The 23,245-nt window shown below is 75.4% G+C and carries 21 protein-coding genes and 1 pseudogene; 15 read left to right on the forward strand and 7 right to left on the reverse strand.

The features are described from left to right. Positions 1–92: 92 nt before the first annotated feature. From ACFPM7_RS06685 to ACFPM7_RS06700, 4 genes are read left to right on the forward strand one after another with little or no spacing between them, the layout of a single operon-like run. Positions 93–2,609 (forward strand): cation-translocating P-type ATPase, encoded by a 2,517-nt coding sequence (locus ACFPM7_RS06685; RefSeq protein WP_378244934.1) that lies wholly within the window; start codon positions 93–95, stop codon positions 2,607–2,609. Then, positions 2,606–3,670 carry an acetate kinase gene (locus ACFPM7_RS06690; RefSeq protein ID WP_378244936.1) on the forward strand — a complete coding sequence of 355 codons (1,065 nt, stop codon included), beginning with the start codon at positions 2,606–2,608 and terminating at the stop codon, positions 3,668–3,670. Before ACFPM7_RS06685 ends, ACFPM7_RS06690 begins: the two co-directional genes overlap by 4 nt. Next, positions 3,667–3,897: a hypothetical protein gene (locus tag ACFPM7_RS06695; protein ID WP_378244938.1), complete on the forward strand. Its 231-nt coding sequence runs from the start codon at positions 3,667–3,669 to the stop codon at positions 3,895–3,897. The genes ACFPM7_RS06690 and ACFPM7_RS06695 overlap by 4 nt, the downstream gene beginning before the upstream one ends. Next, positions 3,894–4,262, forward strand: a complete 369-nt coding sequence (locus ACFPM7_RS06700; protein ID WP_378244940.1) for a CBS domain-containing protein — start codon at positions 3,894–3,896, stop codon at positions 4,260–4,262. Before ACFPM7_RS06695 ends, ACFPM7_RS06700 begins: the two co-directional genes overlap by 4 nt. A 6-nt stretch (positions 4,263–4,268) precedes the next feature. Here the strand turns inward: ACFPM7_RS06700 and ACFPM7_RS06705 are convergent, their stop codons facing one another. After that, the gene (locus ACFPM7_RS06705) at positions 4,269–4,919 is read right to left on the reverse strand and encodes a response regulator (RefSeq protein WP_378244942.1); all 651 of its coding nucleotides are present in this window, start codon (positions 4,917–4,919) and stop codon (positions 4,269–4,271) included. A gap of 199 nt (positions 4,920–5,118) precedes the next feature. Between ACFPM7_RS06705 and ACFPM7_RS06710 the strand changes: the two genes are divergently transcribed. After that, the gene (locus tag ACFPM7_RS06710; protein ID WP_378244943.1) at positions 5,119–6,003 is read left to right on the forward strand and encodes a universal stress protein; all 885 of its coding nucleotides are present in this window, start codon (positions 5,119–5,121) and stop codon (positions 6,001–6,003) included. A 52-nt stretch (positions 6,004–6,055) separates the two neighbouring features. Here the strand turns inward: ACFPM7_RS06710 and ACFPM7_RS06715 are convergent, their stop codons facing one another. Together ACFPM7_RS06715 and ACFPM7_RS06720 are read right to left on the reverse strand one after the other, a co-directional pair. After that, positions 6,056–6,646, reverse strand: coding sequence for a CBS domain-containing protein (locus ACFPM7_RS06715; RefSeq protein ID WP_378244945.1), 591 nt, complete (start codon positions 6,644–6,646; stop codon positions 6,056–6,058). Next, positions 6,640–7,713, reverse strand: coding sequence for an Acg family FMN-binding oxidoreductase (locus ACFPM7_RS06720; RefSeq protein ID WP_378244947.1), 1,074 nt, complete (start codon positions 7,711–7,713; stop codon positions 6,640–6,642). The genes ACFPM7_RS06715 and ACFPM7_RS06720 overlap by 7 nt, the downstream gene beginning before the upstream one ends. 176 nt (positions 7,714–7,889) lie before the next feature. Between ACFPM7_RS06720 and ACFPM7_RS06725 the strand changes: the two genes are divergently transcribed. The 5 genes from ACFPM7_RS06725 (at position 7,890) to ACFPM7_RS06745 (ending at position 15,992) form a co-directional block, all read left to right on the forward strand. Further along, on the forward strand, positions 7,890–9,593 hold the full coding sequence (locus ACFPM7_RS06725; RefSeq protein WP_378244949.1) for a sensor histidine kinase: 1,704 nt from the start codon (positions 7,890–7,892) through the stop codon (positions 9,591–9,593). Positions 9,594–9,704: 111 nt separating this feature from the next. After that, positions 9,705–12,050, forward strand: a complete 2,346-nt coding sequence (locus tag ACFPM7_RS06730) for a phosphoketolase family protein (protein ID WP_378244951.1) — start codon at positions 9,705–9,707, stop codon at positions 12,048–12,050. Continuing rightward, positions 12,047–14,632 (forward strand): bifunctional acetate--CoA ligase family protein/GNAT family N-acetyltransferase, encoded by a 2,586-nt coding sequence (locus ACFPM7_RS06735; protein ID WP_378244953.1) that lies wholly within the window; start codon positions 12,047–12,049, stop codon positions 14,630–14,632. Before ACFPM7_RS06730 ends, ACFPM7_RS06735 begins: the two co-directional genes overlap by 4 nt. Positions 14,633–14,640: 8 nt before the next feature. Further along, positions 14,641–15,159, forward strand: a complete 519-nt coding sequence (locus ACFPM7_RS06740; protein WP_378244955.1) for a flavodoxin — start codon at positions 14,641–14,643, stop codon at positions 15,157–15,159. Continuing rightward, on the forward strand, positions 15,156–15,992 hold the full coding sequence (locus ACFPM7_RS06745; RefSeq protein WP_378244957.1) for a hypothetical protein: 837 nt from the start codon (positions 15,156–15,158) through the stop codon (positions 15,990–15,992). Before ACFPM7_RS06740 ends, ACFPM7_RS06745 begins: the two co-directional genes overlap by 4 nt. On the opposite strand, the gene ACFPM7_RS06750 is transcribed toward ACFPM7_RS06745, so the two are convergent. Next, on the reverse strand, positions 15,890–16,888 hold the full coding sequence (locus tag ACFPM7_RS06750) for an Acg family FMN-binding oxidoreductase (protein WP_378244959.1): 999 nt from the start codon (positions 16,886–16,888) through the stop codon (positions 15,890–15,892). The genes ACFPM7_RS06745 and ACFPM7_RS06750 overlap by 103 nt on opposite strands. A 156-nt stretch (positions 16,889–17,044) precedes the next feature. Here ACFPM7_RS06750 and ACFPM7_RS06755 point away from each other — a divergent pair, with 156 nt between their 5' ends. From ACFPM7_RS06755 to ACFPM7_RS06770, 4 genes and pseudogenes are all read left to right on the forward strand, one after another. Next, the gene (locus ACFPM7_RS06755; protein ID WP_378244961.1) at positions 17,045–17,776 is read left to right on the forward strand and encodes an SDR family NAD(P)-dependent oxidoreductase; all 732 of its coding nucleotides are present in this window, start codon (positions 17,045–17,047) and stop codon (positions 17,774–17,776) included. Continuing rightward, complete coding sequence (locus tag ACFPM7_RS06760) at positions 17,773–18,627, forward strand: hypothetical protein (RefSeq protein ID WP_378244963.1); 855 nt, start codon at positions 17,773–17,775, stop codon at positions 18,625–18,627. Before ACFPM7_RS06755 ends, ACFPM7_RS06760 begins: the two co-directional genes overlap by 4 nt. Positions 18,628–18,629: 2 nt before the next feature. Then, positions 18,630–19,139, forward strand: a pseudogene (locus ACFPM7_RS06765) (universal stress protein); the annotation flags it as partial. Between the two features lie 22 nt (positions 19,140–19,161). Continuing rightward, positions 19,162–19,488: a universal stress protein gene (locus ACFPM7_RS06770; protein ID WP_378244965.1), complete on the forward strand. Its 327-nt coding sequence runs from the start codon at positions 19,162–19,164 to the stop codon at positions 19,486–19,488. Positions 19,489–19,616: 128 nt separating this feature from the next. Here ACFPM7_RS06770 and ACFPM7_RS06775 read toward each other — a convergent pair whose 3' ends face one another. From ACFPM7_RS06775 to ppsA, 3 genes are read right to left on the reverse strand one after another with little or no spacing between them, the layout of a single operon-like run. Further along, positions 19,617–20,057, reverse strand: a complete 441-nt coding sequence (locus ACFPM7_RS06775; RefSeq protein WP_378244967.1) for a universal stress protein — start codon at positions 20,055–20,057, stop codon at positions 19,617–19,619. Beyond that, entirely contained in the window at positions 20,054–20,479 is a 426-nt protein-coding gene (locus ACFPM7_RS06780) for a hypothetical protein (protein WP_378244969.1), read from the reverse strand. Before ACFPM7_RS06780 ends, ACFPM7_RS06775 begins: the two co-directional genes overlap by 4 nt. Next, positions 20,476–22,665, reverse strand: coding sequence for a phosphoenolpyruvate synthase (ppsA, locus tag ACFPM7_RS06785; RefSeq protein WP_378244971.1), 2,190 nt, complete (start codon positions 22,663–22,665; stop codon positions 20,476–20,478). The genes ACFPM7_RS06780 and ppsA overlap by 4 nt, the downstream gene beginning before the upstream one ends. A 181-nt stretch (positions 22,666–22,846) precedes the next feature. On the opposite strand from ppsA, the gene ACFPM7_RS06790 reads away from it, so the two are divergent. Then, on the forward strand, positions 22,847–23,245 hold the full coding sequence (locus tag ACFPM7_RS06790) for a hypothetical protein (RefSeq protein ID WP_378244973.1): 399 nt from the start codon (positions 22,847–22,849) through the stop codon (positions 23,243–23,245).

A 23,245-nucleotide genomic window follows, 5' to 3' on the forward strand; every position in this document is an offset into this window, starting at 1 on the left:
AAGTCCCCGGTCACGCGCCGCTTGCGGCACTGGGTGCGCGCACCCGGGGGCGGGAATGGTGTTCGCATGACCGGAGCGCGGGAGATGCTGCGATGACCACGACCGTGCCCGCCGGGCTCACCACGGCCGAAGCGGCCACGCGGCTGCGCCGAGACGGGGCGAACCTGCTGCCCGAACCCCGCAGGCAGCCGGCGGTCCTCGCCTTCGCGGGCCAACTCGTGCACTTCTTCGCTGTCATGCTCTGGGCCGCCGCGGCCTTGGCGGTCATCGCGGGCATGCCGGAGCTGGGCATCGCGATCGCCGTGGTGGTCGTGGTCAACGCGGTGTTCTCCTTCGCCCAGGAGTACCGGGCCGACCGCGCCGCGCAGCGGCTGCGCGACTTGATGCCGGTCCGCGCGCGGGTGGTCCGCGACGGCCGGGTCGCGGTGGTCGAGGCTGAGCGGCTGGTGGTCGGCGATGTGCTCGTGCTGGAGGCGGGCGACCGGGTGTGCGCGGACGCGACCGCGGGGTCGGCCAGCGGTGTCGCTGTGGACGAGTCCGCGCTCACCGGGGAGAGCGTGCCCGTGCGCAAGCAGGAGGGCGATCGGCTCGTCGCAGGCACGCACGTCGTCGAAGGAGTGTGCCGGGCAGAGGTGACCGCGACCGGAGCGGCCACCCGGCTGGCGCAGGTCGCCGCGGTCACCGCGGGCGCGGCTCGTCCCACGAGCCCGTTGGCGGTCCGGCTGCACCGGGTCGTCCTCGTCGTGGCCGGGGTCGCGGTAGTCGTCGGCGCGGTCTTCTTCGGGGTGGCGCTGCTGCTGGACCTGCCGCTGACCGAGAGCTTCCTGTTCGCCATCGGGGTCACGGTCGCCCTGGTGCCGGAGGGCCTGCTGCCCACGGTCACCTTGTCGCTGGCGGTGGCCGCCCGCAGGATGGCGGCGAGGAAGGCGCTCGTGCGCAGGCTGGAAGCCGTCGAGACGCTCGGTGCCACGACTTTCATCTGCACCGACAAGACCGGCACCCTCACCCGCAACGAGATGACCGTCGTGCGGGCGTGGACACCCGGGGGCCCAGCGGTGATCACCGGCAGCGGCTACAGCGCCGAGGGCGGTGTCGAGGGGACACCCGCCGCGCAGGCGGGGCTGTCCGCTCTCGCCGACTCCGCGTCCCGCTGCTCGCCCGACGCCAGGGTGCAGACCCACCACGGGCATCTCCGCCCGGTCGGGGACCCCATGGAGGTCGCGCTGCACGTCCTCGCCGCCAAGCTCGGCGTTCCCACCCCGCCCCCGCCGCGCTCGCGGGCCGCTTTCGACCCGCGCAGACGGCGCTCGTCGGTGCTCGACCGGGACGGCCGCCACGTCGTCGGCGCTCCCGACTCGGTGCTGCCCCTGTGCGGAGTGGTCCCCGAGGAGGCGCACCGCCAGGTCGCCGACCTCAGCGCGCTCGGTCTGCGGCTGCTGGCCGTCGCCCGCACCGCCGATCCGGACGCGGGGGAGCGCGACCTCGACCTGCTGGGCCTGCTCGCCCTGCAGGACCCGCCCCGCGACGACGTCGCCGAGGCCATCGCGGCGTGCAGGCGGGCCGGGATCGGCGTCGGCATGGTCACCGGCGACCACCCCGGCACCGCCGCCGCCATCGCCCGGGAGGTCGGCCTGAGCACCCCCGGCGCGCCCGTGCTCACCGGCGCGGACCTGCCCTCCGACGACCGCGCGCTCGCCGAGCTGGTCGACCACGACGGTGTGGTCATCGCGCGCGTCGCGCCCGAGGACAAGCTGCGCATCGCCCGGGCGCTGCAGGCGCGCGGGCACGTGGTGGCCATGACCGGCGACGGTGTCAACGACGGCCCCGCCCTGCGCGCGGCCGACATCGGTGTCGCCATGGGCGCCTCCGGCACGGACGTGGCCCGCGAGGCCGCCGACCTCGTCCTGCTCGACGACCACTTCGGCACGATCGTCGCCGCCGTCGAACTGGGGCGGGCGACCTTCGCCAACATCCGCCGGTTCCTCACCTACCACCTGACCGACAACGTCGCCGAACTCGCGCCGTTCGTGCTGTGGGCGCTCTCCGGCGGCCAGATCCCCCTGGCCATCACCGTCCTGCAGGTGCTGGCCATCGACATCGGGACCGACCTGCTGCCCGCCCTCGCGCTCGGTGCCGAGCCCGCCAACCCCCGCACCCTCCGCGGCCCCGCCCGCCGCGGCGAGCTGCTCGACGGTCCGGTGCTGCGGCGCGCGTTCGCCCTGCTCGGTCCGGTGCAGGCGCTCGCCGCCCTCACCGCTTTCCTCATCGTCCTGCTCCACGGCGGGTGGAGCTTCGGCGCGCAGGCCGACCCCGCCCTGCTGGCCGCCGCATCGGGCACCGCCTTCGCCGCCATCGTGCTCGGGCAGGTCGGCACCGCCTTCGCCTGCCGTTCGCAGACCCGCTGGGCCGGGTGGCGCGGCAATCCCGCGCTGCTGGCCGCCGTCGGGGCGGAACTGGCCGTGCTCGCGGTCTTCCTGTTCGTCCCGCCCCTGCCCGCCCTGCTCGGCGGCAGCGGCCCCACGGCGCTCGGCTGGGGGCTCGCCGCGCTCGCACCCGCGGCGGTGCTCGGCGCGGACCTCACCGCCAAGGCGATCAGGAGGCGGCGATGACGACCGTGCTCGCCCTCAACCCCGGCTCGTCCAGCCTGAAAGCCACGTGGTTCGACGGCGACGACCCGGTCACCGCGATCCGCGTCGACGGATGGGACGGCCGTACCGTGCCGCCGGAGGTCCTGTGGCAGCGCCCCGACCTCGTCGCCATCCGGTTCGTCCACGGCGGTGAGCGCACCGAGCCCGCCGTCCTCGATGACGCGGTGACCGTCGAGTTGGCCGCACTCGCCCCGCTCGCCCCGCTGCACCAGCCGCCCGCGCTGCGGTTGGCCGCTGCCGTGCGGCAGCGCTGGCCGGAGACCGCGGCGGTGGCCTGCTTCGACAGCGCCTTCCACTCCGGGCTCCCACCCCGAGCCCGGCTGTGCGCGCTCCCGCGCGGGCTCGCCGCCGAGCACGGCATCCGCCGGTTCGGGTTCCACGGGCTGTCGCTGGCCCACGCCACCCGGCGCGCCGCCGAACTGCTGCGGCGGCCGGTGGAACACACCGGGATCATCGTCGCCCACCTGGGGGCGGGCACGTCCGTCACCGCCGTCGAGGGCGGTGTCAGCGTCGACACCAGCATGGGGTTCAGTCCCTCGGAGGGACTGCCCGGCCGCACCCGCAGCGGCTCGCTGGATCCCGCCGTCCTCTTCCACCTGCTGCGCCGCGGCATGTCCCCCGGCGACCTCGAACGCACGCTCACCACCCGCTCCGGTCTGGCCGGGCTCAGCGGCACCGACGGCGACACCCGCTCCCTGCTCGCCGACCCCTCCCGCGACGCCGCCGAGGCAGTGGACCTCTACCTGCACCGGGTGCGCCGCGAGATCGCCGCCGCCCGCGCGTCGCTGACCCGCTTCGACGCGCTGGTCCTCACCGGGGGAGTCGCCGACCACAACCCCGACCTGCGCGCCCGCGTCGTCGCCGGACTGCGCTTCCTCGGCGTCGCGGGCGGACCCGAACACACCGACGCCGACGACGTGGTCACCGCGGGGGCCCCGCCCGTGTTCGCCGTCCGCACGCGTGAGGACCGCGAACTCGCCCGCCAAGCCCGCCACGCCACCAGGGACAGGAGCCTACGATGATCGCCTGGGAACGCCACCGCGCCGCCAGGGTGGTGGCGGCGTCCGCTGTGGACGCCGCCGAAGCCGCCGACCTGCTGGACATGCTGGGGCTCACCGCCGCCGAAGGCCGCGAGCCCGCCGCCGAGCCCACCCCGCCGCCGTCTCCGCGCCGGGCCTGCCGCGCCGACCGGATGGCCGGGCGACAGGTCGCGCTGGCAACCGTGGAGACGATCAGGAGGCCGCGATGACCACGGCCGTGCGCTCGGCGATGTCGACCCGCGTGCTCGGCGTGGACCCCCGCACGAGCGTCCAGGTCGCGCTCGCCGTCATGGCGCGCAGCGGGGTGCGGCACCTGCCGGTCATCGACCACGGCCGCTGCCTCGGGATCGTCTCGGAGGCCGCGGCGCTGTGGCACGCCTGGGCCGGGCACGGGGACGATCGGATCGGCGCGTGCATGCGCGCTCCGGCGTCCCAGGTCGACCAGGACGCGTCTCTGGAGGCCGCGGCGAAGGCGATCGCCACCTCCGGTGTGGACGCGGTCGTGGTGACCGCGGACGGTGCGCTGGTCGGCATCCTCACCAGCACCGACATCGTCCGCGCGCTCGCCGGCTAGGGCCGCTCACTCCGGGGTCGGCGCGGTGCCCTTGCGGAGCTTGCTGGACAGGACGGCGGCCTGCGTGCGGCGCTCCATCTGTAGCTTGGTCAGCACCTTCGACACGTAGTTCTTGACCGTCTTCTCCGCCAGGAACAGCCGCTCGCCGATCTGGCGGTTGGTCAGCCCCTCGCCGATCAGGTCGAACACCCGGCGCTCCTGGTCGGTGAGGTCGGCCAGCGGGTCGGACTCGGTGCGCTCGCGGCGGATGCGCTCCAGCAGGGCGGTGGTCGTGCGGGTGTCCAGCAGCGAGCCGCCCGCGGCGATGGTGCGCACGGCGGAGACCAGGTCGGTGCCGAGCACCTGCTTGAGCACGTAGCCGGACGCGCCGGCCATGATGGCCTCGAACAGGGCTTCGTCGTCGGCGAACGAGGTCAGCATCAGGCAGCGCAGGTCCGGGTCGGCCGAGCGCAGTTCGCGGCAGAGCGCGACCCCGCTGCCGTCGGGCAGCCGCACGTCGAGCACGGCGACCTCGGCCCCGCTGACCGGTATCCGGACCAGGGCCTCGCCCACCGAGCCCGCCTGCCCGACCACCTCGAACTCCGGCACGTCCTCGAACAGGTCGGCGATGCCCCTGCGGACGATCTCGTGGTCGTCCACCAGGAAGATGCGCGTCATCGAACAGCCCTCCCTCGCGTTCGGGCCCAGCCTACGGCCGGCCACGACGCCCGGGAGGCGACGCGCGACCCCACCGGGGCGGGACCAAAGTCCCCAACCGTGCGGGACGGGCGAAGGTCCCACCCGGACAGGGCTGTCGGTGACTGTTCCCGACCCCGCCGCGAGCCCGACGGTGGTGGAGCGACGGAATGGAGGACACATGTCGGTCAACAACGCTCCCGTGGTGGTCGGGGCGGACGGGTCGGAGTCGAGCCTGGCGGCGGTGGAGTGGGCGGCCGGGTACGCGCGCGCGCGCCGCGTCGACCTGCGGATCGTGCACGCGTTCATCTGGCCCCAGCTCGCCGTGCCACTCGGGCCCGCCGACCACGGCGACTCAGGTGGCGGCCTGCGCAACGACGCCCGCCGCGTGCTGGCCGAGGCTGTGCACCGCGCGGTCGACGCCGTGCGCGGGGTGCAAGTGAGCGGCGCGATGCCGGAGACCGCGCCGGTGCCCGCCCTGCTGCGGGAGTGCGGGAACGCGTCGCTGGTCGTCGTGGGCTCGCGCGGGCTCGGCGGGTTCAGCGGGCTGCTGCTCGGCTCGACCGCGGTGCAGCTGGCGGCGCACGCGCCCGTGCCGGTGGTCATCGTGCGCGAGGGTGAGCCGGGAGTCAGGGCGGCGGCTCGGGGAGATGTCGTGGTGGGCGTTGACGGGTCGGCCCGCTCGATTGAAGCGGTGGCGTTCGCCTTCGCCGAGGCCCAGCGCCTGGGCACCGGCCTGCTGGCCGTGTCGGTCAGCCCTCCCGGCATGGTCGACACCGTCCCGGTCGGGGTGCTGCTCGCCGATGACGACGACCCCGAGCCCGCCAGGGCGCTCTCCGAAACGATGGCGGGGTGGGCCGAGAAGTACCCGGAGGTGCCGGTGCGCCGCGCCGTCGCCCGGGGCAACCCGGCTCGCACGCTGACCGACCTGGCCGCGGACGCCCCGATGCTGGTGGTTGGCTCGCGGGGCGCGGGCGGCTTCCGCGGCCTGCTGCTGGGGTCGGTCAGCCAGGGTGTGCTGCACCACGCCCGCTGCCCGGTCGCGATCGTGCGCCCACGCGGCTGACCCGCGCACGGCAGATGGCCCCGCACGTGGTGCGGGGCCATCTGCCGTGCGCTCAGGGCGCTGTGGCGGTGACGGTGACCGTCTGCACGCCCGGGACCGACTCGGCGAGCACCCGCGCCACGTGCCGGTCGGGGGCGTCGTCGAACTCGTCGACCACCGTCACCGCGCCGTCGGCGACGGTGACCGCCCACCGGGCGCGACCGCCGTAGGCGGCCAACCGGCGCCGCACGTCGGCGAGGATCTCCAAGTCGTCGCGGGCGAGGACGCGCAGCAGGTCGCGGCGGGTCACCACGCCCACCACCAGACCGTCTCGCAGCACTGGCACTGACCGCAGGTGCTCGTCGAGCATCAGCCGGGCGACCCTGGCGACATCGGTGTTCGGCGCGACGGTGCGCGGGTCGCGGGTCATCACCGCGCCCACGGTGGGCTCCGGCGCGGGGGCGGGGGCGTGGGAGGTCCTGGCGTCGGTGACGACGCGGCCGCGCAGCAGGTCCGACTCGGTCACCAGACCCACCAGCCGCGCGTCCTCCACGACGGGCAGGGCGGTGAACCCGTGCGCGGCCAGCAGCGCGATCGCCGCCTTGGCGGGCGTGCTCGGGCGCACGGTGACCGCCGGTGTCGACATCAGCTCTCTGGTCAGCACAGCATCTCTCCTTCGACGGGCTCCTGCGGAATGTCCGGGTGGGCGATGTCCGGGTGGGCGATGACCGGGTGGACGATGACGAGGTCGCTCAGCGGGCGGCGGGGGGTGGCCCGGCCGGGGGTGCCGTAGCCGACGCGGACGATCGCCTGCGGGTGCAGGCGGTTGCCCAGGAGCCTGCGCAGCTCCCCGCGGACCTCGGGAACCTCGATCGGCTGCGAGAGCAGCGACACCGACAGCCCGAGCGAGGTGGCCGTCAGCAGCACCCGTTGCAGGGCCTGACCCGCCTGGATCTGTTCGGCCGGACCGTCCGAGTAGGACTGGAGCACCAGCAGCAGGGGGCTGCTCTCGAAGTCCTTGCCGGGCACGCGGACCCGGGAGCGGCCCGCGCCGAAGTCGCGCAGGGTCCACTCGTCGTGCGGCTCGGGTCGCGGTCCGCTCGCAGTGAGCGGCACACCGTCGTCCCGGGCGCCGTCGTGCCCGGTCCACGCGGCCATCTCGTCGGCGAATGCCGGGTTGTCGCTCTGGCGGCGGTGCGCCTTCGCCACCATGGCGCGCAGCCGATCGCGATCGGCGGGAAGGTCGAGGGTGTGCAGCCAGCAGCGCTCGTCGCCCGCGGCCCGCAGCAGGCGGGCCCGGTGGGAACTGGGCACGGCCACGTCGGAGAACGGGGAGCGCACGGTCCTGCGCCTGGGTATGGCCTGCGCCAAGGCGGTGATCTCGGGACGCGGACGGGCACGCCCGCCGTAGCGCACCACGGCCAGCGGGCGGTCCGGATCGTCGCCGGGCCACTCCGCGAAGGAGATGCTGACCAGGGGCCGCACCCCCTGGGATTCCAGTGCCACCCGCAGGGTGAACAGCGCCGCGCCGCAGCCGAGCCGCAGTTCCCGGTCGTCGGGGTCGGTCGCGGGCAGCCGCGCCGACAACGCCGCGAGCAGCTCGATGCGGTCGGGGTGCACCGCGAAGCGCCACGGCTGGCTGTTGTGCAGCGATGGCGCCGTCGCCGCGGCGGAGAGCGCGGCACCGACCTGCTCGGGGGCCAGACCGAGCGCTGGTGGCAGGGGGTTCATGGGGGTACCTCACGTTCTCTCATCAGACATCCCCACGATGTGGTCCATCGCGAGCCGGGCACAGCGCCGAAGGTCCCGTCGTGGCAGGGACGCGCGATGTGATCGATCGGGTGGTTGGACTACTCGGGAGTCGGGAGAACAATGGCCTCGGCGCGGGGACGAGGAAGGACGGGCGGATGCCAGGGAGCCAGGACCGCGTGCAGCCACGACCGGCGCTGGGCCAGCTGCGGCTGGACGAGCTGCTGAACGAGGTGCAGGACCGGCTCAGCGAACTCGTCCGCACCCGCGACCGCATGCACGGCCTGCTGGACGCGGTCATGGCCGTCGGCGCGGGCTTGGAGCTGGACTCGACGCTGCAGCGGATCGTGCAGTCCGCGGTGGACCTGGTCGACGCCCGCTATGGCGCGCTCGGCGTGCTCGGCAGCGGTGACGGACTGCAGGAGTTCGTCTACGTCGGCATCACCCCCGACGAGCGCGCCCGGATGGGCCACCTGCCCGAGGGGCGCGGCCTGCTCGGCCTGCTGATCAAACACCCGGCGGTCATCCGCGTGCCGGAGCTGGGCAGCCACCCCGCCTCCGTCGGCTTCCCGCCCAACCACCCGCCGATGCGCTCCTTCATGGGTGCCCCCGTCCGCGTCCGCGACGAGGTGTTCGGCAACCTCTACCTGACCGAGAAGCGCGGCGGCGGCGAGTTCACCGCCGACGACGAAGTGGTGCTGCAGGCGCTGGCCGCCGCGGCCGGTGTCGCCATCGAGAACGCGCGCCTGTTCGAGCAGAGCCGCAGGCGCCAGCGCTGGCTGGAGGCCTCCTCGGAGATCCGCGCCGAGCTGCTCGGCGGGGCCAGCGCCGACGACGCCATGGAACTCGTCGTGCACCGGGCCATGGAGCTCTCGGACGCGGGCCGGGTGCTGGTGCTGCTGCGGCGCGACGGCGAGCTGCGCGTGCACGCGGGTGCGGGCGAGCACGGCGTCGAACTGGTCGGGAACCCGGTGCACACCGCGTCGACGCTGGTGCGCGACCTGTTCGACAGCGGCGCGGCCGACCTGGTTCCGGATCTCTCCGCGGCACTCGGCGACCTGGTCGGCCAGGATGGGCACTGGTTCGGTCCCGCGCTCGCGGTGCCGCTGCGCACCGACGACCGGGTCACCGGCATCCTGCTGGCGGTGCGGGACAAGGCCAGCGCGCCCTTCGACCCCGACCTCGTGCCGATCCTGGCGTCCTTCGCCGACCAGGCCGGGCTCGCCCTGCAGGCCGCCGAGGCCCAGCGCGACCGCAGGCTCCTCGACGTGCTCGCCGACCGCGACCGCATCGCCCACGACCTGCACGACCACGTCATCCAGCGGCTCTACGCCTCCGGCATGACCCTGCAGGGCACCCTCAACCGCGTCACCGACCCGCAGGTCCGCTCCCGCCTGACCCGCGTCGTCCAACAGCTCGACGACACCGTCCGCGAGATCCGCACCACGATCTTCGACCTGCACACCGCGGGCGACGACACCGGCCACAGCCTGCGTCGACGGCTGATGGACGCCGTCACCGAGACCGTCGCCGACAGCGGCATCACCCCGACGGTCCGCATGTCCGGGGCGGTCGACACCCTCGTCCCGGCCGACATCGCCGAGCACGCCGAAGCCGTCGTGCGCGAAGCGGTCAGCAACGCCATCCGCCACGCCGCCCCCACCGAGGTGGTCGTCACCGTCGAGGCGGGCGAGCACCTGGTCGTCGAGGTCGTCGACGACGGCACGGGCATGCCCGAGCACATCGCCCGCAGCGGGCTGGCCAACCTCGAACGGCGGGCGGAGACCTGCGCGGGCACGCTCACCGTGGCGGCGGGGTCCCCGCGCGGCACGCGGCTCACTTGGCGGGCGCCGCTGCCGTAGTCCCCGCCGCGCAGGGCCGAAGGTCACCGCGCGGACGGGATCACCGGCGCTGCCGCCGGGCCGCGTGCGCCGCGACGCTTCGAGGTGCCACCGCAGCCCCGGGAGCCCTTGATGAGCGCAGCCACCGCGCAGCCCGTGATCGACCACCCGCCCGCCGACGCGCCGCTGGAGCGGCTCGACGCGTGGTGGAGAGCGGCCAACTACCTCTCCGTCGGGCAGATCTACCTGCTGGACAACCCGCTGCTCGCCGAGCCACTGCTGCCCGAGCACGTCAAGCCGCGGCTGCTCGGCCACTGGGGCACCGTCCCCGGCATCACCCTCACCTACGCCCACCTCAACCGGGTGCTGGCCCGCGAGCGGATCGAGGCGCTGCTGGTGTGCGGGCCGGGCCACGGCGCGGCCGCCCTGAACGCGGCGGCCTGGCTGGAAGGCGGCTACACCGAGCACCACCCCCACCTCACGCGCGACGCCGACGGGATGCGGACGCTGTTCCGGGAGTTCTCCTTCCCCGGCGGCGTGCCCAGCCACGCCTCCCCGCACCTGCCAGGCTCCATCCACGAAGGCGGCGAGCTGGGCTACAGCCTCGCCCACGCCACCGGCGCGGCGTTCGACAACCCGGGCCTGCTCGTGGCGTGCGTGGTCGGCGACGGCGAGGCCGAGACCGGCCCGCTGGCCGCGAGCTGGCAGGCCCCGAGGTTCCTGCACCCGCGCGAGGACGGCGCGGTGCTGCCCGTCCTGCACCTCAACGGCTACAAGATCGCCAACCCGACGCTGCTGTCCCGCGTCGACCGCGATGAGCTGCACGGCTACCTGCGCGGGTGCGGCTGGGAGCCGGTGGAGGTCGCGGGCAGCGAGCCACGCGAGGTCCACGAGGCGTACGCGGCGGCGCTGGACCACGTCACCGCCGCCATCGCCGAGCGCGCCCGGACCGGTCGGGGCCGCGCGCCGATGGTCGTGCTGCGCACACCCAAGGGCTGGACCGGCCCCCGTGAGGTCGAGGGCAGCTGGCGCTCGCACCAGGTGCCGATAGCCGACGTGCGCTCCGACCCCCGCCGCGTCGCCGCGCTCCAGCGCTGGCTGGCCTCCTACCGGCCCGCCGAGCTGTTCACCGCCGAGGGCGCGCCGACAGCCGCCATCGCCGACCTGCATCCCGGCGGCGACCTGCGGATGAGCGCCAACCCGCGCGCCCACGGGCAGCGCCAGCGGGACCTGCGGCTGCCCGACACCGCGGGCCACGCCGTCGAGGTGAGCGCGCCGGGCCACACCACCGCCGAGGCGACCCGGGTGCTGGGCGGGTGGCTGCGCGAGGTCGTCTCGGCCAACGCCGAGCACCGCGACCTGCTGCTGTTCGCCCCGGACGAGCACGCCTCCAACCGGCTCGGCGCGGTGCTGGAGGTGACCGGCAGGCGCTGGCGGCTGCCGACCGCACCCGCCGACGCCGACCTCGCACCGGACGGCCGCGTGGTCGAGGTCCTCTCCGAACACCTGTGCCAAGGCTGGCTGGAGGGCTACCTGCTCACCGGCCGCCACGGCCTGCTCTCCACCTACGAGGCGTTCGCCCACGTCGTGGACTCGATGGTCGCCCAGCACGCCAAGTGGCTGCACACCGCCGCCGACCAGCCGTGGCGTCGGCCCGTGCCCAGCCTCAACTATCTGCTGACCTCGCACGTGTGGCGCCAGGACCACAACGGCGCGTCCCACCAGGACCCGGGATTCGTCGACCACGTCCTCTCCAAGCGGCCCGAGGTGTCGCGGGTCTACCTGCCCCCGGACGCGAACACCCTGCTGGCCGTCGCCGAGCGCTGCCTGCGCTCCCGCGGCCTGGTCAACGTGGTCGTCGCGGGCAAGCAGCCCGCCGCGCAGTACCTCGACGCCGAGGCCGCCCGCGCCCACGTCGAGCAGGGCCTGGGCATCTGGCGGTGGGCGAGCACCGACGCCGGGGGCGCCACCGACGCCGTCATCGCCTGCGCGGGCGACGTGCCGACGCAGGAGGCGCTCGCCGCCGTCGACGTGCTGCTGGACCTGGTGCCCGACCTGCGGCTGCGCGTGGTCAACGTGGTCGACCTCGCCCGGCTGTTCCGCCCGCACCGCCACCCGCACGGCCTGCCCGACCGCGCGTACACCGAGATCTTCACCGACCGGCCGGTGGTCTTCGCCTTCCACGGCTACCCGTGGCTGGTCCACCAGCTCACCTACGACCGCCCGAACCACGACCAGCTCCACGTCCACGGCTTCCACGACCACGGCACCACCACGACCCCGTTCGACATGTGCGTGCTCAACGGCATCGACCGCTACCGGCTCGCCCTCGCCGTCCTGCGGCAGGTGCCCAGGGTCGGCGACCGCCTCGGCCACCTGCGCCAAGACCTGCTCGACCGCCTCGCCGCCCACGCCGCCCACATCCGGCGCACCGGTGAGGACCTGCCGGAGATCAGCGGCTGGCGGTGGAACCGGTGACCAGCGCCCCGCCCCGGCCGCACTGGGCCCGCCGCGCCGACGGCGCCGCCGTCGAGATCCGCCCGCTCGGCCCCGACGACGGCGAGGCCATCGCCCGCCTGCACGCCGACCTCCCCGCCGAGGACCGCTACTCGCGGTTCTTCACCCTCGGCGGCGTCAACGCCCAGCTGTACGTGCGCAGCCTGGTCCACGATCCCGAGCACCGCAGGCCCGCCGTCGGCGCGTTCGGCGGCGACCGGCTGCTCGGCGTCGCCAGCTACGCCCGCACCGGGCCCGGCACCGCGGAGTTCGCCGTCGCCGTCGCGCACGGCGACCAGGCCCGCGGCGTGGGAACGCTGCTGGTGGAGGACCTGGCCGCCGTCGCCGAGTCCGACGGGATCACCACCCTGGTCGCCGACGTCCTCGCGGGCAACCACCGCATGCTGCGCCTGCTGGCCGACCTCGGCAGGCCGATGCTGACCGAACGCGACGACGATGTCGTCCACGTCACCCTGCGCCTCGACGAGGCCGACGCGCACTTGGCCGCCGTGGACCACCGGTCCAGGATCGCCACGAGCGCGAGCCTGCGTCCGCTGCTCGCCCCCACATCCGTCGCCGTCGTCGGCGCGAGCAGGCGCACGACCTCGGTCGGGCACGCGATCCTGGACGCGATCCGGCGGGGCGGCTTCGCCGGAGCCCTCACCGCCGTGAACCCGCACGCCCGGTCGGTGGCGGGTGTGCCGTGCGCGGCCTCCGTCGGCGACCTCGCCGAGCCCCCCGACCTGGCTGTGGTGTGCGTTCCCGCCGGCGCGGTGCTCGACGTGGTGCGCGAGTGCGCCGCCGCGGGCGTGGCCTCCGCGGTGATCGTCACCGCGGGGATACCCCGGTCCGAAGTGGACGAGATCCGGGCGCTCGCGCGGGCGGGCCGCATGCGGGTGGTCGGACCGAACTGCCTCGGGGTGGCCAACACCGCGGTGCGGCTCAACGCCACGTTCATGGCGCGCGCCCCCCGGCCCGGCGGGGTGGGCCTGGCCTGCCAGTCCGGGGGCGTGGCCATCGCCGTCGCCGACGCGCTCGCCGCGGCCGGGCTCGGCGTCTCCGCCCTGGTCTCGCTGGGGGACAAGGCCGACGTCAGCGGGAACGACCTGCTGGAGTGGTGGTTCGACGACGACGGCACCGACGCCGCCCTCTTCTACCTGGAATCCTTCGGCGACCCGCGGCGCTTCGCCCGGCTGGCCCGGGCGCTGAGCAGGCGCCAGCCGGTCGTGGCCATCCGGGCGGGCACCTCCGCGGCGGGCAGCCGCGCCGCGGGCTCGCACACCGCCGCCGCGGCCACCCCGGCGGCCACCGCGGAGGCGCTGTACCGGCAGGCCGGCGTCACCGCCGTCGACTCCACCGCTGACGCCGTCGCCGCCCTCGCGCTGTTCGCGGGCGCGCCACCGCTGCGGGGCAGGCGCACGGCGGTCATCACCAATGCGGGCGGCGCGGGCGTGCTGGCCGCCGACGCCTGCGTGAGCGCGGGGCTCGCCGTCGCGGAGCTGTCCGAGGCCTCGCGGCGCTCGCTCGCCGAACTGCTGCCCGCCACCGCGGCGCTGCACAACCCGGTCGACACCACGGCCGTCGTCGCACCCGCCGTTTTCGCCGAGTGCGCGGGCGTCCTGCTCGCCGACGCCGGGGTCGACGCCGTGGTGGCGATCACCGTGCCCACCGCGCTCGGCGACCCCGGCCGCGACATCGCCAGGGCCGGTGTCGCCGCGCGGGCCGTGGGCACGCCGCTGCTGATCGTCCCCCTCGGCCAGCAGGCCCCTGTGGTCGTGGCCGAGCCACCCAGCTACGCCGATCCCGTGCGGGCCGTGCGCGCACTGGCGGCCGCCGCCGACCGCGCCGACTGGCTCGCCCGCCCCGCTGTGCGCGCCGCCGACCCCGCGGGCTTCGACGGCGCGGCGATCACCGCGCTGCTCGACGATCTGCCCGGCGGCACCTGGCTCGACCCCGCCGACAGCGCGGCCGTGCTGGCGGCGGCGGGCATCCCGGTCGTCACCGGGCAGCTCGCGCGCGACGCCGGCGCGGCCGTGGCCGCCTGGCGCGGCGCGGCCGGACCGGTGGCGCTCAAGGCGGTGACCGGCGGCCTGCTGCACAAGAGCCGGGCGGGCGGCGTCCTGCTCGACGTGGACGGCGAAGACCGCGTCCGCGCCGGGGTCGCCGCCCTGGTCGAACGCTTCGGCCCCGGCCTGCGCGGGGTCTTCGTGCAGCCGATGGCTCCGCGCGGGCCCGAACTCCTGGTCGGCCTGCGCGACGACCCGCGTTTCGGGCCGCTGCTGGTCTTCGGGGCAGGCGGCGTGGACGCCGAGGCCATCGGCGGGCACGCGGTGCGGCTGTGCCCGCTGACCGAGGCCGACATCGCCGACCTCGTCGCCGGGTCCGGCATCGCCCGCGCCCACCCCGGCATCGACGCCGCCGACCTCCTGCGCCGCGTCTGCCTCATCGCCGAGTCGGTCCCCGGGATCGCCGAGCTCGACATCAACCCCGTTACTGCGGGCGGCCCCCGCGGCTACCGCGCGATCGACGCCCGGGTCCGGGTCGCCGACCGCCGAGCACCCTAGGAGCTTCCGTGTCGCGCACGTTCGTCGTCTACGAATCCATGTTCGGCAACACCAGGGACATCGCCGCGGCCGTCGCCGAAGGGGCCGCCGAAGCGGGACCGGTCACCTTCGTCGAAGTCGGCGAGGCCCCCGACCGCCTGCCCGACGACGTCGGCCTGCTGTTCGTGGGGGGACCGACCCACGCTTTCGGCATGAGCAGGCCCGCCACCCGCGACTCCGCGCGGCAGCAGGCAGGCGGACCGCTGGTCTCCGAAAGGCGCGGAGTCCGCGAGTGGCTCGCCGGGCTCGACGGCAGGTCGAAGGTCACCGCGCACTGCTTCGACACCCGGGTCCGCGTCCGCGGACTGCCGGGCTCGGCGGCGCGCGGCATGCGGCGGGTACTGCGCCGCGCCGGGGTCACCACCGGGACCGCGGAGTCGTTCTGGGTCGCGGGCACGCCGGGTCCGCTGGTGCGGGGCGAGGTCGAGCGCGCGCGGGGGTGGGCGCGGGGTCTGGCCGCCGCCCACGGGGCGAGGACCGCGCGGTGACGGGCTGGACGTCTGCCCAGCGACGCCTGATCACCGACGCCGTCGCCGGGGCCGTCGCGTTCGACGGTCCGCGCCCGTGGGACGCGGTCGTCGGCGCCGACCGCGTCGAGATCATCGAGCGGAACCCGCGCGCGGGCCGCGACGGGACCATCGCCTGCGGTGCCGCGCTGGCCGCGGCCCACCTCGCCGTCCGCGTGCTGGGACGCGCCGCCGACTGGACCTGGCTGCCCGACCCCGCCCGGCCTGCCCTCGTCGGCAGGGTCGAGGCGGGCAGCGCTCGGGTGGCGTCCGCCGCCGAGCGGGCCCGCCACCGCTCGCTGCGCGCCCGGCCCGGTGAGCCCCCCGCGTTCAGCGCGCGTCCGGTGGACGAGGTCGTCCTGCACGGGATCACGCGCGCCGCGCGGACCGCGGAGGCGCTCTGCCGCCCGGTCAGCGCCGCCGAGCCCCTGGCCCGGCTGTTCCCCGGCTCGTCCGAGGCCCACCTGGTGGTGCTCACCGAGGGCGATCACCGCCACGACCACCTGGAAGCCGGGATGGCGCTGCTGCGGGCCGTGCTCACCGCCGCCGCGGCCGGCCTCGCCTGCTCGTGGAGCACGCGGGTGCTGGGCGAGTCGACGGTGCGGTCGGGCCTGGCGCGCGACTGCGGAGGCGTCCCGCAGATCGCGCTCCGGGTGGGGTACCCATCGCCTGCCTTCGCCCAGCTGCGTCCTCGGAGTGTCGACCTCGGCGTCTACCGGATACCGGCGGGCGTGGCGCCTGGCAGCGCGTGGCAGACCTCGTCGGCCCGCCTGCGCGGCGTCGGGGGCAGCGGCGGCGCGCCGTCCGGGGCGTAGCCGACGCGGATGACCAGCTGCGGTTCGCCGGAGCCGAGGAGGCGGCGCAGGACCGCGCGCACCGGCTCCACCTCGGTGCCCTGCGACAGCGGGCAGGCGGCCAGGCCGAGCGCCTCGGCGGTGAGCAGCACGGCGGCAGCCGCCTCGCCGGCTCGCAGCCGCGCGGTCGTCCCGTCGTCCGGGGTGGCGATGACCAGCAGCTCCCCGGCGTCGGGCTCGCGCGCCCCGGTGGGCGGGTCGGGGAGTTCACCGCCCGGGAACGCACGCATGGCGATGCCGCCGTGGTGGGGAGCATCGGGCGGGGCGCTCGCGGCGGGCACACCGTCGACGCCGCCCGCGGCCCTTCCGGACCAGAAGGCGAGTTCCCGTCGGACATCGGCGTCGGGTTCCTGCCGGGCGGCGCCGGCCAGCAGGGCGACAGCGACCGCCAGCCGCGAGTCCTGGTCGACCGCGACCGCGAGCACGCCGGTCGTGGCGGCGGCGGCCGCAAGTTCGCCGAGCACGTCGCCGGGGACCTTTCTGCCGCTGTAGCGGCGCCGGTCCGTGCGTCTGGTGCCGATCGCCAGAGCCTGCCGCGATGACGTCCGAGCGGCCGGGCGCAGTGCCAGCGCGGCCAAGTGGTCCGGGTCGTCGCTGGTCTGGATGTCCTCTGCGGACCAACCCCGCGCGGCCAGCGAGATCCTGAGGTGGTGCAGGGCGGCCCCGCAACTGATCACCAGGTCCCGCCCTTCGGCGTCGGTCGCCCTCATCCAGCGGGACCGGTCGGCCATCAGGTGCAGCGATCGGTGGCCCACCAGCCAGGTCCACGGCTGGGTGTTGTGCACCGACGGCGCCCGGCAGGCGTCCTCGATCGCGGCCGTGAGCGTCGCCGCGTCCGGCCATGGGGGAGTGCTCATCACTGCTCCTCGATCACGGGGTGCCCCAGTGCACAGCGGCGGGGGTCCGGCTCGCTGTCGGCGGACGTCCCGACTCGCGGGGACGTTCGACCCTCTCCCCGCGGGCGAGGAGTCGAAAGCCTGGGGGAGCAGCCGGAACACCGCGAGGAGATGACGATGGCAGACCTGACCGGATCAACCGCGCTCGTGACCGGGGGAGCGCGCGGCATCGGCCGCGCCGTGGTCGAGGCGTTCGCCGGCGCAGGCGCGTCGGTGATGGCCGCCGACGTCCTGCCCCGCCCCGCCGACCTGCCCGACGGCGTCGGGTACACCCACCTCGACGTGACCTCCGAGGACGACTGGGCCGCGGCGCTGGCCGCGACCGAGGCCGCGTTCGGCCCGGTCGGGGTGCTCGTCAACAACGCGGGCATCCTGGAGGTCGGCCCGATCGACCAGCAGCCGCCGAAGTCGTTCCGGCACGTGCTCGACGTCAACCTCACCGGCGCGTGGCTCGGCATGCACGTCCTCGCGCCGTCGCTGCGCGCGGCCGGCGGGGGCGTGGTGGTCAACATCTCCTCCACCGCAGGGCTCATCGGCTACCCGAACCTGGGCGCCTACACCGCCAGCAAGTGGGGCCTGCGCGGGCTCACCAAGGTGGCGGCGATGGAGTTCGCCGCCGACGGCATCCGGGTCTGCTCGGTGCACCCCGGCCCGATCCGCACGCCGATGACCGCCGACTTCGACGACGACATGACCGCCTCCCAGCCCATCGCCCGCTTCGGCGAGCCCGCGGAAGTGGCCGCGATGGTGCTGTTCATCGCGGCGGAGGCCACCTACAGCACCGGGTCGGAGTTCGTCGTCGACGGCGGCGCGCTCGCGGGCTCCCCGCTGACGGCGTCCCTGCGGTGACCACCACCCGGGCGCGCTGGACGGCCGCCGAGGAGACCCTCCTGGCCGTGGCCGCCCATCGCGCCCCCGCCGCCCACGGCCCGCACCCCTGGGTGCTGGAGGCCCGCGGGCACGACGTGTCCGTCATCGAGCGCGTCGAGGCGCGGCTGCCCCGCCACGACCGCTCCGGCAGGGACCGGCTCATCTCCTGCGGCGCGGCCGTGGCCAACCTGCGCCTCGCCGTCCGCGCGCTCGGCTGGTCGGAGTCCTGGCGGCACTTCCCCGACCCGCACCGCCGCGACGTCGTCGCCCTCGTCCGCGCCCACCGGCCGCTCGACCCCACGCCACGCGACCGCGCGCTGCACGCGGCCATCCCGCTGCGCCGCAGCCATCGCGGCGGCTTCGCCGGGGCGCCCACCGCCGCTGAGCGGGTCGAGCTGCTCGCGGCCAACGACGCGATGGGCGTGGCCGTCGTCGCGCTGGACTCCCTCGACGCGAACCTGGAACACCTGCTGAACCATGCCGTACCGCGGTTGAGCCGCGACCGCTCCTACCGAACTGAACTGGCCGCTTGGACCGGGTCCACGGACATCCGCGCCATGTCCGGCCTCGGCGGACCGAACGGTGGTTGGCGGCTGGTGGTGATCACCACCGACGACGGCCCCACCGACCACCTGCACGCCGGTGTCGCCCTGCAGCGAACCTGGCTGGCGGCGACCGCGGCGGGACTCACCGCCTCCGTCGCCACCCAGCCCCTGCACGTGCCCGAGGTGCGCGCCGGGCTCATCGAAGCCGCCGAACTGCCCGGATTCCCCCAAGCGATCCTGCGCGTCGGCGTCCCCGACCGCACCCGACCATCCGGAAAGGACTGACGATGTCCGCCATCACCGCCGCCGTCGACGGCTCACCCACCGCCCTCGACGCCGTCCGCTGGGCGGCCCGCGACGCCCAGCGCCGCGGCGTGCCCCTGCACCTGCTGCACGCCTACCCCGCTCCTCCGCCCCGCCTGCCCGCCGCCCTCGACCCGCAGGACCGCTGGGTGGCCGCCATGACCGAACACGCCGACCGTGTGCTCGCCGAGGCCGCGACGGTGGCCAAGCACGCCGCACCCGGCGTCGAACCGGTGCTGGAACAGCGCATGGGACCGCCGTCGCTGGTGGTGGTCGACGCGTCCGCGAGCGCCCACACCGTCGTCCTGGGCAGTCGCGGGCACGGCGGCTTCCGCGGCCTGCTCGCCGGATCGCTGGCGATGACGCTGGCCGCCCACGCCCTCTGCCCCGTTGTCGTCGTGCACGGCGAGCCGCCCGCCGATGGCCCCGTGGTGGTGGGCGTCGACGGCTCTGAGGCCAGCGAGGCCGCCCTGTCCTACGCCTTCGACCAAGCCGCCCTCCGCGGCGCCCCCCTGCGTGCCGTGCACACCTGGCTCGACACCCCCTACACCGGCGGCTGGGTCCCCCTGCCCGTCCTCCGACTGGGACGCGATCGCCACCGACGAGAAGGCCGTCCTCGCCGAACGCCTCGCGGGCTGGAGCGAGAAGTACCCCGACGTCCCCGTCCAGCGCGCCGTCATCCGCGACCGCCCGGCCCACGCCCTGCTGCTCCAGGCAGCCCAGGCGCAGCTGCTCGTGGTCGGCAGCCGAGGAACCAGCCCGCTCGCCGGAGTGCTCCTGGGCTCCACCGCCCAGACCGTCCTGCACCACGCGCCGTGCCCGGTGGCGGTCGTCCGCCCGTGAGCAGGTGATGGTGGCCGGTCACCGTCCGGCCGCCGCCACCCCGCGGAAGTTCACGCAGCAACGCCGAAGCCGGAGCGCTGATGCCACACGCATCGGCGCTCCGGCGGTTCTTCCGCGAGTACCTGGCGTCACGTGCTTTCCGGGATCACCGCCACCGGGCACGTCGCGTGGCGGACGCAGTCCATGGCGAAAGCGCCCATTCCGGTGACGAGTGTCGCCGTGCGGTGGTGTGCGCCGATGACGATGAGGGTGGCGTCGTGGGCGTTGTCGGCCAAGGCGCGGCCGGTGCGGCCGGAGAGCTGGCGGACGGTCAGTGGCGGATGGGGTGTGTGTTCGTCGGCGATCTGGGCGGCCAGGCGGGTGAGAGGGGCGGGCCTGCGGGGTGGCAGGGTGCCGTGCGGGTGCAGGGCCATGGAGGTGGCGGGCAGGAACTCGGTGTCGGGTGGGCGGACCTCGATCGCGGTGACCGCGGCCGAGCGGGTCCGCCCCTCGGCCAAGGCCCAGCGCAGGGCCGCCACGCTGGCCGGTGATCCGTCGAATCCGACGACGATGTGCTTGTCGGTGCTCATGTTCGCTCCCTGTCGGTCGAGTCGTGACGGCGCGTGCGCGCCGCGATCAAGGTGAGGACCAGGCCGTAACCGGCGCAGACGGGTTGCAGCCACGAGAAAGTCCGGATGAACACCAGCTGCGCCGCGATCCACCCCACCAGCAGCAGCCCCGCCGTCATCAAGGCAGGCGGAGCGGCGGGGGAGCGGCGCACGCCGAGCAGCGCGGCGGCGCTCATCGGCACCGCGACCCCGGCAGCCAGGGCGCAGGCGGCCAGCCAGGTGCTCTGCCAAGGCAGCCGTGAGGTGATCACCGGCCCGAAGTCGATGCCGCCACCGGCGATCCCCACCGCGCCCGCCCACGCCCACAGCGCCATCAACGCGGCCAGGCCCGCGCCGAGGTCCCGCCAGCGGCCGCGGGTGCGCTGCCGCAGCGCCGCGGTCACCGCGTGTCCCCTCGGGCCGCCTCCAGCAGCAGGCGGCGTTCGGCGGCGGCGATGACCGCCCTGGTCTGCTCGGCGGCGGCCGGGTCGACCGACACCGACGTGATCCCGAACCGCACGAGGTGCTCGGCGAAGCCGGGGTGGGTGGTCGGGGCCTGACCGCACAGCGAGGAGGTGATCCCGGCGCGGCGGCAGGCGGACACGATGCGCGCGATGGTGTCGAGCACCGCGGGGTCGGCCTCGTCGAACAGCTCGGCGCAGGTGGTGGAGTCGCGGTCGACGCCGAGGACGAGCTGGGTGAGGTCGTTGCTGCCGATGGACACCCCGTCCACGCCCATCCCGGCGTACTCCTCGATCCAGTACGCCGCCGACGGCACCTCGGCCATGATCCACCGCAGCAGTCCGCGGTGGGCGCCGAGGGGGCTCGCGTCGACCAGGTCGAGGCAGGCGGCCAACTCCCAGCGGGTCCGCACGAACGGGATCATCAGGTGCAGGTTGGGCGAGCGCTCCCGCACCCGGGCCAGCGCCGCCAGTTCCAGGGAGAACAGCTGCGGGTCGCGCACGTAGCGGTGGCAGCCGCGGAACCCGATCATCGGGTTGCGCTCGACCGGCTCGAACTCGTCGCCGCCCGCCAGACCCCGGAACTCGTTGGTGCGGAAGTCCATCGACCGGTAGACGACCGGCCGGTCGCCGAACGCCGCGGCGATGCGGGTCAGCGGTGCGGCCAGCGCGTCGATGAACCGGGCGGGTCCGTGCTGGGCGAGGAAGCGCCGGGGGTGGGTGCCCCGCAGGGCCTGCGTGATCAGCAGCTCGGCCCGCAGCAGCCCGACACCGTCGACGGCGAGCGCCGCGGCGGCCTCGGCGCGCTCGGGCAGGGCGAGGGTGACATAGAGCCGCGTGCCCAGCGGAGCGGTCTGCCCGGCAGGCGGTGCGGGCCGTGCTTCGGCGTGCACCGTCGGAGCGCCGGACGTGACGGTGCCCGCCGCCCCGTCGACGGTGACCGTCGAGCCCTCCCGCAGCACCGACGTCGCGACCCGCGTGCCGACGACGCACGGGACACCGAGTTCGCGGGCCACGATCGCGGCGTGGCAGGTCGTGCCGCCCTCGTCGGTGACCACGGCCGACGCCTGCCGCATCACCGGCACCCAGTCCGGGTCGGTCATGCGCGCCACCAGCACCTCGCCGTCGGCGAAGCGGCCCGCCTCGGCCGGGTCGTCGAGCACCCGGACCCGACCGGTGGCGACCCCGGGCGCCGCGGGCAGGCCGCTCACGGCGACGCGCCCGGAGGCCAGGGTCGTGATCGGCCGGGTCTGGACGATCCAGGTCGCGCCGTCGGCCATGGCCCACTCGATGTCCTGCGGTGCGCCGAAGTGCCGCTCGACGGCGATGCCGAGCCCGGCCAGTTCCACCGCTTCCGCCGCGGTCAGCACCCGGTGCCCCGCCTCGGCGTCGGGCAGCTCGATGCGCCGCTCGCCGTCGGAGCCCAAGGCGATGGCGTGCGACTGCCTGCCGATCCTGACCCTCTCCACGCTCGGCCCGGACTTGGCCAGCACGTAGGTGTCGGGCTCGACGGCTCCGCTGACCACGACCTCGCCCAGCCCGAGCGCGGCCTCGATGACGACGCGCCCGGCGTCGCCGGTCACCGGGTCGGCGGTGAACATCACCCCGGAGCGCTGGGACTGCACCATCCGCTGCACCACCACCGCGATGGCGGGCGGGCCGCCGACCCCGCGCTCGGCGCGGTAGGCGACCGACCTCGGCGCGAACAGCGACGCCCAGCACTCCACCACGGCCTCCACGACCGCGTCCCCGCCGCGCACGTTGGTCAGCGTCCGGTTCATCCCCGCGAACGACGCCGCCGCGGAGTCCTCACCGGTCGCCGAGGACCGCACCGCGACCAGCGTGTCATCGCCCAGCCCGCGGTAGGCCGCCGCGACGGCCTCACGGACCTCGGCGGTGGCTCCCGCGGCGCTCACGGACTTGCTGAGCCGTTCCGGGTCCAGCTCCGGGTCCTCGACCCGCACCCCGCTCGCGGCCATCGACGCGGCGAAGGCGTCGGCGGTGACGACGAAGCCGTCCGGGACGGCGAACCCGGCGGACACCAGCTCGCCGAGGTTGGCTCCCTTGCCGCCTGCGGCACCGACGTCGGCGGCGCCCACATCGGACAGATCGATCACCCATCTGGTCATGGTTCTCCTCTTCCCGGCGCGCGGACCCCCTGAGCCTGCGCCGCCCCGTGGCGCGAACGCAGTGCGCCAGGTCCCGCCTCGCGCGCCGGACAGCCCGATCGGCCGGGGACCTTCGCCACTTCGCGGCGCCCAGCGCCGCGGCGATCCTGGCGGGATGTCCCACCGCCGAGGAGGAACGCGCATGTCCACCGCCTCACAGACCCGGGATCGCGCGCAGCACGTGCTGGTCACCGAAGCCCGCTTCGGCGACGCCGACCCCGTCGCCGATCGACTTCGCGCCGCGGGCGCGCGGGTCAGCACCTGCCACAGCAGCAGCGGCACCTGTCGGGCGCTCGCCCCGGGACAGCGGTGCCCGCTCGACGTGCGCGGCGACCCCGTCGACCTCGTGGTCGACGTGCGCGACGCCGATGAGGAACTCACCGTGCGCGAGTACGGCGTGGTGTGCGGGCTGCGCGCGGGCAAGGCCGTGTTCGTCGTCGGGGCCCATCCGCTCGTGCCGCCGAGCGCCCCGACCGGCCTCGCCCGCCGGGTGACGGTGACGTCCGCCGATAGCCTCGCCGACGCTCTCGCCCGCCGATGA

This window comes from Actinokineospora guangxiensis (assembly GCF_042657845.1).
GTDB lineage: Bacteria > Actinomycetota > Actinomycetes > Mycobacteriales > Pseudonocardiaceae > Actinokineospora > Actinokineospora guangxiensis.

Bases quoted from the DNA above. Each gene is read 5' to 3' on its own strand.
- ACFPM7_RS06685 (WP_378244934.1), top strand. From the start codon at position 93: ATGACCACGACCGTGCCCGCCGGGCTCACCACGGCCGAAGCGGCCACG.
- ACFPM7_RS06690 (WP_378244936.1), top strand. From the start codon at position 2,606: ATGACGACCGTGCTCGCCCTCAACCCCGGCTCGTCCAGCCTGAAAGCC.
- ACFPM7_RS06695 (WP_378244938.1), top strand. From the start codon at position 3,667: ATGATCGCCTGGGAACGCCACCGCGCCGCCAGGGTGGTGGCGGCGTCC.
- ACFPM7_RS06700 (WP_378244940.1), top strand. From the start codon at position 3,894: ATGACCACGGCCGTGCGCTCGGCGATGTCGACCCGCGTGCTCGGCGTG.
- ACFPM7_RS06705 (WP_378244942.1), bottom strand. From the start codon at position 4,919: ATGACGCGCATCTTCCTGGTGGACGACCACGAGATCGTCCGCAGGGGC.
- ACFPM7_RS06710 (WP_378244943.1), top strand. From the start codon at position 5,119: ATGTCGGTCAACAACGCTCCCGTGGTGGTCGGGGCGGACGGGTCGGAG.
- ACFPM7_RS06720 (WP_378244947.1), bottom strand. From the start codon at position 7,713: ATGAACCCCCTGCCACCAGCGCTCGGTCTGGCCCCCGAGCAGGTCGGT.
- ACFPM7_RS06725 (WP_378244949.1), top strand. From the start codon at position 7,890: ATGCCAGGGAGCCAGGACCGCGTGCAGCCACGACCGGCGCTGGGCCAG.
- ACFPM7_RS06730 (WP_378244951.1), top strand. From the start codon at position 9,705: ATGAGCGCAGCCACCGCGCAGCCCGTGATCGACCACCCGCCCGCCGAC.
- ACFPM7_RS06750 (WP_378244959.1), bottom strand. From the start codon at position 16,888: ATGAGCACTCCCCCATGGCCGGACGCGGCGACGCTCACGGCCGCGATC.
- ACFPM7_RS06755 (WP_378244961.1), top strand. From the start codon at position 17,045: ATGGCAGACCTGACCGGATCAACCGCGCTCGTGACCGGGGGAGCGCGC.
- ACFPM7_RS06775 (WP_378244967.1), bottom strand. From the start codon at position 20,057: ATGAGCACCGACAAGCACATCGTCGTCGGATTCGACGGATCACCGGCC.
- ppsA (WP_378244971.1), bottom strand. From the start codon at position 22,665: ATGACCAGATGGGTGATCGATCTGTCCGATGTGGGCGCCGCCGACGTC.
- ACFPM7_RS06790 (WP_378244973.1), top strand. From the start codon at position 22,847: ATGTCCACCGCCTCACAGACCCGGGATCGCGCGCAGCACGTGCTGGTC.